Annotated in this window: 14 protein-coding genes; 6 read left to right on the top strand and 8 right to left on the bottom strand. The window is 63.4% G+C overall.

Annotated features, from left to right (window positions below; all coding sequences use genetic code 11):
* Positions 1-51: 51 nt before the first annotated feature.
* On the bottom strand, positions 52-840 hold the full coding sequence (locus tag FJ953_RS10770; protein ID WP_140496167.1) for an SDR family oxidoreductase: 789 nt from the start codon (positions 838-840) through the stop codon (positions 52-54).
* Positions 837-1,595 carry a FadR/GntR family transcriptional regulator gene (locus FJ953_RS10765; protein WP_140496166.1) on the bottom strand — a complete coding sequence of 253 codons (759 nt, stop codon included), beginning with the start codon at positions 1,593-1,595 and terminating at the stop codon, positions 837-839. The genes FJ953_RS10770 and FJ953_RS10765 overlap by 4 nt, the downstream gene beginning before the upstream one ends.
* 133 nt (positions 1,596-1,728) lie before the next feature.
* On the opposite strand from FJ953_RS10765, the gene FJ953_RS10760 reads away from it, so the two are divergent.
* Genes FJ953_RS10760 through FJ953_RS10745 form a run of 4 tightly spaced genes read left to right on the top strand, consistent with a single transcriptional unit; the run spans position 1,729 to position 4,964 of the window.
* Complete coding sequence (locus tag FJ953_RS10760) at positions 1,729-2,868, top strand: mandelate racemase/muconate lactonizing enzyme family protein (RefSeq protein ID WP_246674774.1); 1,140 nt, start codon at positions 1,729-1,731, stop codon at positions 2,866-2,868.
* 52 nt (positions 2,869-2,920) lie between these two features.
* Positions 2,921-3,787, top strand: coding sequence for a DUF6772 family protein (locus FJ953_RS10755; RefSeq protein WP_140556704.1), 867 nt, complete (start codon positions 2,921-2,923; stop codon positions 3,785-3,787).
* The gene (locus FJ953_RS10750) at positions 3,787-4,122 is read left to right on the top strand and encodes a hypothetical protein (protein WP_140496164.1); all 336 of its coding nucleotides are present in this window, start codon (positions 3,787-3,789) and stop codon (positions 4,120-4,122) included. The genes FJ953_RS10755 and FJ953_RS10750 overlap by 1 nt, the downstream gene beginning before the upstream one ends.
* Positions 4,123-4,175: 53 nt before the next feature.
* Positions 4,176-4,964 carry an SDR family oxidoreductase gene (locus FJ953_RS10745; protein ID WP_140624239.1) on the top strand — a complete coding sequence of 263 codons (789 nt, stop codon included), beginning with the start codon at positions 4,176-4,178 and terminating at the stop codon, positions 4,962-4,964.
* A gap of 141 nt (positions 4,965-5,105) precedes the next feature.
* On the opposite strand, the gene FJ953_RS10740 is transcribed toward FJ953_RS10745, so the two are convergent.
* The 6 genes from FJ953_RS10740 to FJ953_RS10715 all read right to left on the bottom strand — a co-directional run bounded on the left by FJ953_RS10740 (position 5,106) and on the right by FJ953_RS10715 (position 9,921).
* Positions 5,106-5,408, bottom strand: a complete 303-nt coding sequence (locus FJ953_RS10740; RefSeq protein ID WP_140496450.1) for a DUF982 domain-containing protein — start codon at positions 5,406-5,408, stop codon at positions 5,106-5,108.
* Between the two features lie 153 nt (positions 5,409-5,561).
* Entirely contained in the window at positions 5,562-6,026 is a 465-nt protein-coding gene (locus FJ953_RS10735) for a hypothetical protein (RefSeq protein ID WP_140624237.1), read from the bottom strand.
* Between the two features lie 66 nt (positions 6,027-6,092).
* Positions 6,093-6,557: an Hsp20 family protein gene (locus tag FJ953_RS10730; RefSeq protein WP_140496161.1), complete on the bottom strand. Its 465-nt coding sequence runs from the start codon at positions 6,555-6,557 to the stop codon at positions 6,093-6,095.
* Between the two features lie 354 nt (positions 6,558-6,911).
* Positions 6,912-8,681, bottom strand: coding sequence for a thiamine pyrophosphate-dependent enzyme (locus FJ953_RS10725; RefSeq protein WP_140513588.1), 1,770 nt, complete (start codon positions 8,679-8,681; stop codon positions 6,912-6,914).
* A gap of 49 nt (positions 8,682-8,730) precedes the next feature.
* The gene (locus tag FJ953_RS10720; RefSeq protein WP_140522271.1) at positions 8,731-9,171 is read right to left on the bottom strand and encodes a DUF2267 domain-containing protein; all 441 of its coding nucleotides are present in this window, start codon (positions 9,169-9,171) and stop codon (positions 8,731-8,733) included.
* A gap of 147 nt (positions 9,172-9,318) precedes the next feature.
* Positions 9,319-9,921 (bottom strand): alpha-ketoglutarate-dependent dioxygenase AlkB, encoded by a 603-nt coding sequence (locus FJ953_RS10715; RefSeq protein ID WP_140624234.1) that lies wholly within the window; start codon positions 9,919-9,921, stop codon positions 9,319-9,321.
* A 164-nt stretch (positions 9,922-10,085) separates the two neighbouring features.
* Between FJ953_RS10715 and FJ953_RS10710 the strand changes: the two genes are divergently transcribed.
* Positions 10,086-12,473: a phosphoketolase family protein gene (locus FJ953_RS10710; protein ID WP_140624457.1), complete on the top strand. Its 2,388-nt coding sequence runs from the start codon at positions 10,086-10,088 to the stop codon at positions 12,471-12,473.
* A 27-nt stretch (positions 12,474-12,500) separates the two neighbouring features.
* Positions 12,501-13,682: an acetate/propionate family kinase gene (locus FJ953_RS10705; RefSeq protein ID WP_140624232.1), complete on the top strand. Its 1,182-nt coding sequence runs from the start codon at positions 12,501-12,503 to the stop codon at positions 13,680-13,682.
* The last annotated feature ends 52 nt before the right edge of the window (positions 13,683-13,734 follow it).

Here is a 13,734-nt window from a genome sequence, read left to right as displayed (position 1 = left end):
ATCAACAACTGCGGGCGCGCAACGAACGGGCCGGCAGGCGGCGGCGACTTGTCATGCTGTTGTCCCCGGCAGCGCGCTGGGCGCGTCGCCGATCGTCCAGCCGCCGTCGACGGGCAGGTCAGCCCCGGTGACGTAGCGGGCGGCGTCGCTGCACAGAAAAACGAAGGCGCCGACGAGGTCGTCGGCCTGGCCGTGGCGGCCGGCGGGAATCTTCGCCGCGACCGCTTGGCGGAAGGCTGCGTCCCGGTAGCGCTCGGCGGTTGCCTCCGTCTCGATCGCGCCGGGCGATACCACATTCATGGTGACGCCATGCGGCGCAACCTCGCGTGCCATGGCGCGCACCGCCGTAAGTTGCGCCGCCTTCAGCGAAGCATAGACGATCGTTTCCGCGCGCGGACGCCTCGCCATCACGCTGCCGGTCGCGACCACGCGTCCCCATCCGCGCTTGGCCATGGCGGGAACGAGCCGCGTGGCCAGGGTAAGCAGGGCCGTGAAGTTTGCCGCCACATGGGCCTGGATATGCGCTTCGTCGATCTCGCTCCATGCACGGCGCCGCTCGATCGCGCCGTTCGAGACGAGGATGTCGATGGGCCCGGCGCCGGCGGCTTCATCGGTAAAGGCCGACATTGACTTGCTATCGGTGAAATCGGCCTCGAGAACCGCGGTGCCCGGGCCGATAGCGGCAGCCGTTTCGCGCGCGCCGGCGGCGTCACCGAAGTGATGCAGCGCGACGCTGGCGCCATGCTGCGCCAGGGCGATCGCAACCGCGCGCCCGATGCCGGAGCTGGCGCCGGTCACCAGCGCCCGCCGTCCGGCAAGGGAAAAACGGTCCTTGCTCACGGCGACGGCTCCCCGAGCTTGCCGGCCACCTCGAACGAGGCGATGTCGGCGGCGTCGAAATGCTCGTGAATGCGCCGGTCCGCGAGATCGGTGTCGCCCGCCATGATCGCGTCGTAGATCGCCTGGTGCCGTTCGACGGTGGCCCTCCAATCCGTTTCCGTGCGGTTGGAGCGCTGGGAGAACAGTTCCGAAACCTCGCGTTGGACAGACCGCATCCCTTCCATCTGAATACGGATCATGGAGTTGCCCGTGGCCGTCGCGAGGCCGAGGTGGAACAGAATGTCGGCTTGCGTGAAATCGCCAGGCCTCCCGATGCCGGCGTGCATGTCGAGCACGGCCTGGCGCATCATTTCCAGGCCGCGCGGATCGCGGCGCTCGGCGGCCAGCCTGGCTATGCCAACCTCGATGACGCGGCGCATCTCGTTGGCTTCCTGAAGCCGCGTCAGGCTCGAACGGACCGCATAGGCGTAGATGCGCTCCATCGGCTCGCCGCTGAGTGCCTTGGCGCGGGCAACTTTTCCTTGCTGCGTCGAAACGAGGCCGGCGCTGGTCAACTGGCGCAGCGCCTCGCGTGCGATGGGCTTGGAGACGCCGAATTCCCGGGCGATCTCGCCTTCCGGCGGCAGCGCTTCGCCAGGCGCGATGCGTCCGTCGAACAACGCCGCGGCGATCGCATCCGAGACGCCGTCCGCGAGGCGGGAAGGGCTCGCGAGTTTCGCGGAGAAAATCGGCTTGCGTGCTTCGTCCAGGGGCATTCGGAATCCTTTCCGAGCTCACTAGCACGGTTTTCCCGAACATAGCAACTAAGTTTTTTGGTTGCTAAGTTTACAAGTGAAAGCTATGAAGGCGGTGCGAGAGGACCAAGGGAGAAATCTGGAGCCGATGCACGTGAGCGATCCAATCGCGGCGGGGCCGCTGAAGATTGCCGAGGTGATTGCCCATCCCCTCAGCCAGACATTGCCCCGGGCCACGGTCACGTCCTGGGGCGTCTATGAAAAGGTCTCGCTGGTCCTGGTCGAAGTGCGCACGAGCGAGGGCATTGTCGGCGTAGGCGAAACCCTGGCGCGGTTCTCGCCCAAGGCTTATGTCGAGCTGATCGAAAGCTCGCTCAAGCCGCGCCTGCTCGGCCAGGACGCGCGCAACATCGGCGCCCTATGGCAGTCCATGCGCCGCGTGCTTTCGGGCAGGGCGGGCGGCGTGCTGATCGAGGCCATCGCCGGCGTGGACATCGCGCTATGGGATATATTGGGCAAGGCGACCGGGCAGCCGATCGCGAAGCTTCTCGGCGGTGTCGGACGCGACCGCATCGACGTCTATGCCGCCGCGGTCAACTGGGTCGACGACGATGCCGCCGACGCTGAACTCGATCGTTATCTCGGCGAGGGCTTTACGCGCATCAAGGTTAAGATGGCGCGGCCCGTGCGCGAAGCCTGCAAACGGATCGAGCGCATCCGCAAGCGCGCCGGCGATGCGATCGGGCTCTGCGTCGATGCGAACTGGGCCTACAATCTGGACGAGGCGGTCGAGGTAGGTCATGCGCTTTCGGCAAACGGCTATTTCTGGTTCGAGGAGCCGCTGCAACCGGAAAACGAGCAGGGTTATGAGGAACTGCGCCGGCGCTGCGACGTGCCGCTGGCCGCGGGCGAGAGCAATTTCACGTTGGACCAGGCGCAGCGCCTGATCGCCAACCGGACGCTGTCCGTGCTGCAGCCCGACGTGGCGCGCGCGGGCGGCATCTCCGAGACGCGTCGCATGGCCGACTACGCCGCCGCGCATGATGTCCGCTACGCGCCGCATATCGGCATGTCGGGCATCGTCTGCGAGACCGCAAGCGTCCATCTGTCAGCCGCGATGCCGAACTTTGGCGTCATGGAGTGCGAGTGCGACGCCAGCCCGTTCAAGGCCAGCCTGGCCGATCTCGCGCCCGGTTGCGTCAGGCAGAAGAACGGCACGCTCGACGTCCCGCAGAAACCCGGGCTCGGCATCGAGATCGACTGGGACGCCGTCAAGAAACTGAAAGCCGGATGAGGCCGAGATGAAGAACCAGGTTCCAAACCAGGGCGCTGACCTCGCCGAGGCGATGCGGCTGGCGTTGTTGCGCGCGGACCCCGCGCTCAGCCGCTTCGACCCGCTGCCGCGGATATTGTCGTTCGACGATTTCGCGCGCGGCCATTGCGGCTGGTCGCAGCTTGTCGGCAACTATGAGAACGATCTGGACACCATGCTGCCGGGCTACGCGCAACATACCAGCGCGATGCTGTCGACGCTCGCGCACTGGGACGCCGGCTCACACGGGGGGATGGATTCATCCTATGCGTTGAAGGTTGCGACACGTCCCCTGCCGGGAGCCCGCAACGTCGCCATCAAACGCCACACATTCAGGAAGCGCGGACCGATCCGCTTCGAAATGTATTTCACCTTCAAGCCCGAGGCCAATGCGCTGAAGCTGTCCGAAACCGATGTGCGCTCCGTCGGCTTCCTGTTCGACCTGCAGGGCGGAGACCAGGATAGCAACAGCGATCGGGTCATGCCGCATCTGCGCTTTTTGAACGCGCTCGACGGCCAGCACTTGCAAAAATGGCAATACAAGCGTGAGACCGAGAAGATCATCCCGATCGGCAGCGACGACAAGACGATCAGCCACTATCACCTGTCGCCGGAGGGATGGCTCGACCTTCCCGGCGGATCGCAGCGCCTGTGCTACAACGAGATCCCCACCAAGGTGAACTGGACTTATCTGTGCTTCGATTTCGATCTGGAATCGATGACGGCGCTCGGGCTGCGCTGCAACGATCGCAGCTTCGATCTCTCGGGATTCGATTCGATCCGCATTCCGGCGATGAAGAACCTGTGGTGCATGCTCAATTTCGGCCTCTTCGCTGAAACCGACGTTGCCAAACGGGCCTTCCTCTATGTCGATTCCATCTGCATTTCCGGAGACTTCTGATGCTGCCCGAGAACATCACCGCGGTCGTCTCGCGCAACGAGCGCTGGCGCGGCGAGGCCGCCAGCGAGCCTTACGAGGCAGGATGGGCGCGCGAGGCGATCTTCTTCGTGCGCGCGTTGAAGCAACCTGTCGGCCCTGCGGCAACGGCGTGGATCGAGATCTCGCCGGATGGAATGCACTGGCTGCGCGAAGGCACCGAGTTTGTCATGCCGGCCGAGCGCGACGGCATGGCAATGGCGCGGCTTAGCCATTTTGGCAACTGGCTGCGCGTCGCGGCGCGTTTCGACAGCGGCGCGGAGTGCAGCGTGCTCGTGACGCTGCACCTGAAGGCCTGAACACGCCTCGCCAACCTTACCGCCGGCCAACCCTTACTGTTCACGGAGACATCATGATGGGCCCCTATGCGACGTTTGCCCAGGACAGTTTTGCTGGCAAGACCGTGCTGGTGACCGGTGCCGCGAGCGGCATGGGTTTCGAGACCGCCCGTGCCTTTCTCTCCAAGGGCGCCGAGGTCGTGATGTGCGACCGCGATACCGAGGGGTTGGCGAAGCGCCATGACGAATTGAGCGGAACGGCCGGGACACCACCGCACAAGGTGGTGGCCGACATGGGCGACCCCGACAGCATCGCGCGCATGTTCGACTATTGCGACGCCAAGCTGGCGCGGCTCGACAACGTCGTGACCTGCGCGGCGATCATTACTGCCAAGAGAATCGCGGAGCAGGATTGGGCGCACTGGCAGCGCGTCCTCGGCGTCAATCTGCTGGGCACCTTCTTCACCGTCCAGGGGGCGGTGCAGCGCATGCAAGGCAATGCCGGCGAGGGGAATATCGTGTGCGTGGCCTCCGACGCCGGTGTGCATGGCGGCGGCGGGCTCATCGCCGACACCGCCTATGCGGCGTCCAAGGCCGGCACGCTGTCGCTGGTGAAGTCGGTTGCGCGCGAATTGGCGGGAAAGAAGGTGCGCATCAACGCCCTCAATCCGGGGCCGACCGATTCGCCGATGCATTCCCATATCGACCAGGCTCTCAAGGACCGCATCGCGGCCAATTTGCCGATGCGCCGCATGGGCCGGCCCGACGACATGGCCGCCGCGATCCTATTTCTTTGCTCGGACGCCGCGAGCTTCGTCTATGGCGCGGCGCTCGACGTTGATGGCGGCTCGATGTTCCGCTGACCGGCACCGCCAAGCATGGTGACCGGCGTTAGCACCGGTCACCGCGCCCTGCCGGCGGCACGACCTACGGAATTAGGCGCTCTCCATGACTTTGCTCGGAACCTGACATACTTGAAACCGAAGGTTCGGCGAACGTTCTCCTCAGGCGGAAATGCCGCCTCTGCCCGTCTTGATCCCCGCCATCCAGGGTATGGAGGTCGAGACGTCTTCAAGGATCCTGGCCGAGCGCGCAAAGCCGGCAAAAGCATCGCGTGCCAGCGAGGCTGGGACATGGCCGTCATAGGCGCGTTGACACGCGCGCAGGGCGGTTTCGAAAATCGGGCCTCTGCGGTTCCGGGGCCAATTCTGCAGAAACTCGAATGCATCTTCGAGGCACGCTACTTCCTCGATCATGAAATCCCCGTTCTTCACCAGAACAGGCTGCTCGAACATTTTGTCATTCATGAACTTCCTCCATTGGCTGGATGCTTTTGAGGGGTTGGCCCCAACCCCTTCATTGGGGCAGTTCATCGTTTCACGAGACGCCGAACTGCTCTAACTGTTTGTTTCTACGTAATCTCCAGGGAAAAAGCGGTCTGCGCTTTTCCCGGGATTGCTCTAGGCTGCTTCAGGTTCCGGCAGGGAAAATGCCCCGCCACCGCCTGCCCTCGGCGGGATCGCCGCGCAGACCGGGCTCGGAGGTGGATCGTCATCGTCTTCACCTCGGGTGCCCGCGATCCAGCGGGACCAACTCCCTCGACGGAAGCGGCCGAAAGAACGCCGCTGGGACCGAGACGCCGCCCTGTGCGGCGGATGCCCTTGCTCGCGCTCATCCAGTGCCTTCAGCGCGCGAAGGATCTCATCCACATTCATGACCGAGCCGTCATCCAGCCTGCGCAGCGACGGAGCGTCGTCAACCGCATGCGCGTCCGAGGCCCATGAGGCAAGCAAGGCACGCTTCGCCTCAAGGCTCATGGTTGAGCAGTTGAGAACGTCGCCGGGGTTTTTCGGCACCGGCGAGACGTCGATGCGGGTCGGTTTTCTTGTGCCGGCTTGAAGAAAGATATCAGCTTCGCTTGTCATCTCCGTTCTCCGCAATCTTGGCTTCCCGGCGTTGCCGGGAGGCGGACCGCAGGTTGTTGCGACATTCTATGCCGCCTTGCGCGACACATCCTGGCTTATCGACTTCGTTGTATTTTCAGGGTCGCGGACGCCAATCTCGATGCGACGCGGCTTGAGTTCTTCGGGCACCTCACGCACGAGCTCGATGGCGAGCAAACCGCAGTTCAGCGTCGCAGCCTTCACCCTTACGTGGTCGGCCAGCCTGAAGGCCTGTCTGAAATTACCTATCGCAAGGCCTTGGTGGAGAACTTGCCGCTGTTCTGGATCTGGCTTCTTGCGTCCGGTAACGCACAGTTCGGCGCCGTTCTGCACGAGTTCGAGCTCGTCCAGGTCGTAGCCTGCTACCGCCATGGTGATGCGGTAATTGTTCTCATTCTTCTTTTCAATGTTGTAGGGAGGCCAGTCCGAGCGAATGCTGCTGTCGAGCATGTCGAAAAGACGGTCGAAGCCGACCGTCGTGCGGTAAAGGGGTGCAAAATCCACGCTTCTCATATCCATATCCTCCGAAAAGCAACATGGGACGCCGCAGGTGTCGCGACGCCTTTTTCATCGAGCCGAAGCCTCGACGCGAAACGATCTGGGAACGGCCAGAAATCTCTTCAAGAGGGGTCCCAAAAATTTTTTGATGCTAAGTTGCCATGCAAGAACAGTGGCTTGCGGTAGTTCTGCCGCACGACCCTTTCACTCTTGCAACAGCAGGATCTGCCCCGAAGCGGTACATGGCCCGAGACTTCCGCGATGGTCGGGGCGCCGATACCGATCCCACGGACTCGGCAGAAGTATCCCTATGCAGTGTCGCCGCGCACGTCGCCATCCGTCGCGGACGTGGGGCGAGATCGGCTGTGCCTACGCTTCCTCGGAAACTTCGTTCATCATGGACTTCAGCGGCTCCTCGCCGACATTGTCCTCGATCTGGTCGTGTCCAGGCGTGTCCGGCAGCGCCTTGCGGAAATTCCTCGCATAATCCGGCGGCATCCTGGGCGGCATCATTGGCTCATAGGCGTCCACGACGGCCTCGATGATCACCGGTCCCTGCGTGGCGAAGGCCGCCTCAAGCACGCCCTCGACCTCTTCCGGCCGCGAGACGCTGTAGCCGATGCCGCCCATGGCCTCGGCGGCCATGGCGAAATCGATGGGCTGCAGCTCGCAGCCGAATTGCGGATTGCCAAGGAACATCATCTGCTCCCAGGCGATCTGGTTCAGCATGCCGTTCTTGAGCACGAGGACCTTGAGGGGAATGCCGTGCCGTACCGCGGTCGAGAATTCGCCGAGTTGCATGGCAAGCCCACCATCGCCAACCACTGCGAAGATAGGCCGCCCCGGAAAGGCAATGCCGGCGGCAATCGCATAGGGAAGGCCGCAGGCCATAGAGGCGAGCGCTCCAGAAACCCCGAATGCCTGTCCGGCCTTCATGTCGATGTGCCTGGCAGCCATCTCGGTATTCTGTCCTGAATCGGCTGCCAGGATCGCGTTCTCAGGCATACGCCTGCCGAATGCCTTGACCACGAGTTGCGGCTTCAGCGGCACATCCGGCTTGGCTTCGGATAATGCCATTGCATCGCGCCAGCGGGTCATTTCCTGCCGCGCCTTTTCCAGGAAGGAGCGGTCGCTCTTGCGCTCGAGGCGTTCGTTGAGAAGACGCAAGGTGTCGGCGGCATCGCCTACGAGCCCTGCCTCGACGGGGTAGCGCAGGCCGATCCTCTGCGCGTCACGGTCGATCTGGACGCCGCGCGCCTTGCCGGGTTCGGGATAGTATTCGATGTAGGGGAACGTCGATCCGACAATCAGCAGGGCGTCGCATTTGCTCAGCGCATCCTGCGAGGCGCGGGTGCCGAGAATGCCGATGCCGCCGGTCGTATTCGGATGGTCGTCGGGCAGCACGGCTTTGCCGAGCAGCGCCTTGGCGACGGGCGCCGCCAGCAGGTCCGACGCGCGTTCAAGTTCTTCGCGCGCGCCGAGTGCGCCGCGCCCGGCCAGGATAGCGACTTTTTTCGCTGCATTGAGAATCTCAACCGCCTGGTCGAGCTGGTCGGCAGCCGGAAGCCGGCTGCCTTCGAACCATCGATCGGGGGTGTGCGAGGGCCGGTTTCGCTTCGAGCGGTCCGCCTCGGGCAACTCGTTTTCCTGTACATCGCTGGCAATCGACAGATGGGCGACGCCGCGCCGGGCAAGGGCCGAGCGGCAGGCGAGACCGGCCAGGTTTTCCATATGGGCGGCATCGGAGACCTGTGCGTTGAAGATCGCTACGTCGTTGAAGGCGCGGGTCAGGTCGACGTCCTGCTGCGTAAAAGTCTCGATAAGGTCGTGGAACTGCATGCCGGTGATGGCAAGCACGGGAGCCTGGTCGAGCTTGGCGTCATAGAGCCCGGTAAGGAGGTGTGTGCCCCCCGGTCCCGAGGTGGCCAGGCAGACGCCCAGCCTGCCGGTCCATTTGGCATAGGCGCACGCCATGAAGGCGGCAGATTCCTCGTGCCTGACCTGGACGAACCGGATGCGGTCCTGACGGGTGCGCAACGCCTCCATGATGCCGTTTATGCCGTCGCCCGGCAGGCCGAAGACGACCTCCACTTTCCAGTTGATCAGCGTGTCGACGAGGATTTCGGCGGCATTGGGCATGGCGGATTTCCTTTATTGAGCACGCCGGCCTCTCGAACCGGGAGGAGGTTCAGTGTTTCGTATCGGGATCGGGACAGAGCTGCCGTACGTCCTCAGGCAGCGAGGCGCGGACCTTTCTGATCTGGCCGGGGTCGATATGGTGAAAGAGGACCTTGAAGACCGATTGAACCGCGGCTTTCGGGTCGACGGGACGCGTATCGTCCATGCCCTGCTCAACGGGGCCGAGAAACTCTTCCAGGGAACGGCTCTTTTGCGGCATGCGTGACGGCTCGAACTGCTCATAGTAGGTGCCGCGCACGAGCAGCGGCAACTGCGCTCCAAGATGCGAAGCCATGTCGACCGGAAGCCGGTCCCTGACGGTGCGCAAGACGACGCCGAGCAGGTGCCAAGCGAACTGGCGATCCTGTCCGTGGTCGGCCATGATCTCGTCCAGCCAGACATTGGTGGTTTGGGTGGTCTTGTCGAAAATCTCGAGTCCGGTAGCGCTCATCGCCGCCTCCTCAATCGAATCGCTCACCCGCAAAACCCGTCGGCAAAACCATCGGTGGCAGGGAAAGTTTCATGCCCGGCCGAAATTTCTTCGCTTCGGCAGTTTACGCGAGACGCTGCACCGGCTGTCGCAGTCGCTGTCCGACAATCACAACGGCCGGAGCGTCCGCAACGTGATCGAATAGCGATGCTCTTTCACCGGCGGTATGCTGTGCTCCCACTCGGTCCGCGAGGCGCCCGCCATCAGATATGCGGATCTCGGCTCGACCGTGACGGTTTCGCGGTCCCATTTCGCACCGTTCCTGCGGCGCAGGCGGAAACTGCACGCAGCCAACAGCGACACTCCGGCGACAATGCCGAAGTGCGGCTTGTCGCGATGCCATCCGATGCCGGCGCCCGGCCGATATTCGTTGATCAGGACCTGCACGAAATCGGCGGCAGGCAGGCCGGCAAAGCCGGCTACCTTGTCCCTCAAGGGCAGCAAGAAACCTGGTATGGGCGGCGCCTCCATCACCTGGCGCCGCTCATAGTCGTAGCGCAGGCCGAAGCCTGCCACGCGCCTATTGGCGAGATAGCCGTGGAAATCGAATGGCTGGAAGGACAGGCTCTCGAGCTCCCGCACCAGTTCAGCTTCCTGCGCCGGCGTGATCAGTTCGGGCCGGTAACGAAATCCTTCCGGTAAGCTGTCGGGCGCACCAAAGAGGTCGTCCTGGCGAGGGTCCGTGGGATTGCTGGATCGGGGCGATGGCATCGCCTTTAGATGGTGAAATCCGCGGCTGAGGCAAGATTTCCCCGGCCGGCTGCGTGGGGCGGCTCGCATTTGATGGGAACCTCGACTTCGCTGTCGGATTATTCAATGCGGGCGGCACGCATCGTATTTCAACCAGCTTTGCCAAGGAGAAACTCGTGCGGGCAATGCGTAGCCGGCCTGAACAAGGAGAGCTCGATCTCATCGACCGTTATTGGCGGGCGGCGAATTTTCTGTCGGTCGGACAGATCTATCTGATCGACAATCCGCTGCTGAAGGAGCCGTTGCGGCCGGAGCACATCAAACCTCGCCTGCTTGGCCACTGGGGGACCACGCCCGGGCTGAATTTCATCTACGTCCATCTCAATCGCATCATCAGGCAGCGTGATGCCGACGTGATCTACATTTGCGGCCCAGGCCATGGTGGACCGGGGATGGTCGCCAATACCTATCTCGAAGGGACCTACAGCGAAATCTATCCCGAGGTCAGTCGCGACGAGGATGGGCTGCGCAAGCTCTTTCGCCAATTCTCCTTTCCGGGCGGCATCCCGAGCCATGCCGCCGCGGAAACGCCGGGGTCGATCCATGAGGGCGGCGAACTCGGCTATGCGCTGGCTCACGCCTATGGCGCCGCGTTTGACAACCCGGACCTCGTCGTGGCCTGCGTGATCGGCGACGGCGAGGCGGAAACGGGGGCGCTGGCAGCCTCCTGGCATTCGAACAAATTCCTCAATCCGGTCCATGACGGCGCTGTCCTGCCGATCCTTCATCTCAACGGCTACAAGATCGCGAATCCGACGGTGCTCGCCCGGATCGACGCGCAGGAGTTGCGAAGCTTGCTGGCTGGATATGGCTATGAACCTTTTTTCGTCGAAGGCGACGAACCGCGGGCGATGCACCGGCTGATGGCCGAAACGCTCGATACTGTCTTCGATCGGATCGATGAAATCCAGAAGGAAGCGCGCGAGACCGGCAGAGTGGATCATCGGCCCCGCTGGCCGATGATCGTGCTGAGAAGCCCGAAGGGCTGGACCGGCCCGAAGGAGCTGGATGGCAAGAAGGTCGAGGGTTTCTGGCGCGCGCACCAGGTGCCGATCACCGACCCGCGAAACGATGCAGGCCATCTCGCAGCTCTGGAAAATTGGATGCGCGGCTATCGGCCCGAGACGCTTTTCGATGAAGCGGGCAGGTTTCGAAACGAGCTACAGGCCCTGGCACCGGATGGCGAGCGGCGCATGGGCAGCAATCCACATGCCAATGGAGGGATGCTCAAGCAGGAGTTGCGATTGCCGGATTTCCGCCACTTCGGGGTCGCGGTCCCGAAACCCGGCGGCGCAAGGGCCGAGGCGACGAAGCTCATGGGAGCGTTCATCGAGGAGGTCATACGGCTGAATGCCGATGCCCGCAATTTCAGGCTCATGGGACCGGACGAGACATCGTCCAACAGGCTGGATGCGGTCTTCGACGCGACCGAGCGCGTCTGGATGGAAAAGATCGAGCCTTATGACGAGCATCTGGCGCGCGACGGCCGCGTCATGGAGGTGCTGAGCGAACATCTTTGCCAAGGCTGGCTGGAAGGATACCTGCTGACCGGCCGGCACGGCCTCTTCTCATGCTACGAGGCGTTCATCCACATAGTCGATTCCATGTTCAACCAGCACGCCAAATGGCTGAAGGTCTCGCGTGAACTTGTCTGGCGGCGGCCGATCGCGTCGCTCAACTATCTGTTGACCTCCCATGTGTGGAGGCAGGACCACAATGGTTTCAGCCACCAGGATCCCGGCTTCGTCGATCTCGTCGCCAACAAGAAGGCGGATATCGTGCGCATCTACTTCCCGCCGGACGCCAATACGCTGCTCTGGGTCACGGATCACTGCCTGCGAACCTACAATCGGGTCAACGTGATCGTCGCCGGCAAGCAGCCGGCTCCCCAGTGGCTGTCGATGGACGACGCCATACGTCATTGCGAGGCCGGCATCGGGATATGGGATTGGGCGGGAACCGAGCGTGGAGGAGAGGATCCCGACGTGGTGATGGCCTGCGCGGGAGACGTGCCGACGCTGGAGACGCTCGCGGCTGTCGACCTTCTTCGCCGGGCGATACCGGATCTCGCGATACGCGTCGTCAATGTGATGGATCTGATGGCGCTGCAGCCCAAGGAGCAGCATCCCCACGGCCTGGCGGACGCGGAATTCGACAGGCTGTTCACGACCGCCAGACCGGTGGTCTTCGCCTATCACGGCTATCCCTATCTCATTCACCGGCTGACCTACAAACGGGCCAATCACGACAACTTCCACGTTCGCGGCTTCAAAGAGGAGGGCACGACGACCACGCCCTTCGACATGGCGGTGCTCAACGAACTGGACCGTTTTCACCTTGCCATCGAGGCCATCGACCGGGTGCCGGGGCTGAGCGCCACGGCAGCCGATGCGAGGGCCCGATTTGCCGACGGCCTGAGCGAGCACACGCGTTATGTCCGCGAACATGGCGAGGACATGCCCGAGATCCGGAACTGGGCCTGGCGCGAGAAGGCGGGCGCGGCGGATGATTGAGGCCGCGCCCGCCGGGGAGCGCCGCTCGTGACCGGCGCAATACTCACCCTCAATGCGGGCTCGTCCAGCCTGAAGTTCGGTCTGTTCGAAGCCGGATCACAGGAGGGACCGGTGCTCACGGTGAGCGGTGCGTTCGAAGACCTGGATGACGAGCCAAGCCTCGTCGCCAAGGACGCGTCGGGCAAATCCATCTTCAAACGCGCCGTCAAGCCCGCAAGCCCGCCCGTAGAGGTTCTCCTGCGGGACTTGTTCGATGTCCTCGATCCGTATCTTGCGCAGGCTCCGCTGAGCGCGGTCGGCCATCGCATCGTCCATGGTGGCAAGCGGTTTTCGACTCCGGTCCTGCTGACCGGCGAGATCGTCGAGGCGCTCGACGCGCTGACGCCGATGGCACCGCTCCACCAGCCGGCCGGCCTAGCGCCGGTTCGTGCGATCTCCAAACTGCTGCCCGGCCTACCCCAGATCGGTTGCTTCGACACCGCCTTTCACCGCACGCTGGAGCCGCCCGTCAACCGCTATGCGCTGCCGCGCGAGTTCGAGGAAAGCGGGATCCGCCGTTACGGCTTCCACGGCCTTTCCTACGAATTCGTCGCAGGCCAGCTGCAGGCGCTTTCGCCCGGACTCCGGGGCAAGCGTTGCGTGGTCGCGCATCTCGGCAGCGGATGCAGCCTGTGCGCCATGCGCGAAGGCAGAAGTCTCGACACCACCATGGGGTTCACTGCGCTTGACGGGTTGATGATGGCCACGCGGCCGGGCGCCATCGACCCCGGCGTGCTTCTCTACCTTCAGCAGGCGCGCGGCATGTCCGTGAAAGAGTTGGAGACCTTGCTCTATCACAAGTCCGGCCTGCGCGGCGTTTCGGGAGTGTCGGCAGATGTGCGGACCTTGCTTGGCAGCAAGGATCCTCGTGCGGCGGAGGCGATCGATCTCTTCACGTTTCGGATCGCCCGCGAGATCGCGGCGATGGGAGCCACGCTCCAGGGTATCGAGGCGCTGGTGTTCACGGGAGGGATCGGAGAGCATTCCTGGCAGATCCGTGAAGCGGTTTGCGAGCGCCTGCGATGGCTGGACGTGTTGCTCGACGCGAATGCAAACCGGTCGGGAAAAGGGCGGATCACCGGCGAGGGCAGCTCGGTCGATGTTTACGCAATCGCCACTAACGAAGAATTGATCATCGCCCGCCAGGTGCTGGCGACCGTGCCGATCTGACCGCTGAACTCGGTCCGCGGCGACCCGCCGGGACCATCAGGCAGGAACCTCC

It is taken from the genome of Mesorhizobium sp. B2-3-6, from assembly GCF_006442305.1.
In the GTDB taxonomy this organism is placed as follows: domain Bacteria; phylum Pseudomonadota; class Alphaproteobacteria; order Rhizobiales; family Rhizobiaceae; genus Mesorhizobium.
The sequence above is the reverse complement of the archived record's forward strand: the minus strand, read 5'-3'. Positions and strand labels throughout refer to the sequence as shown.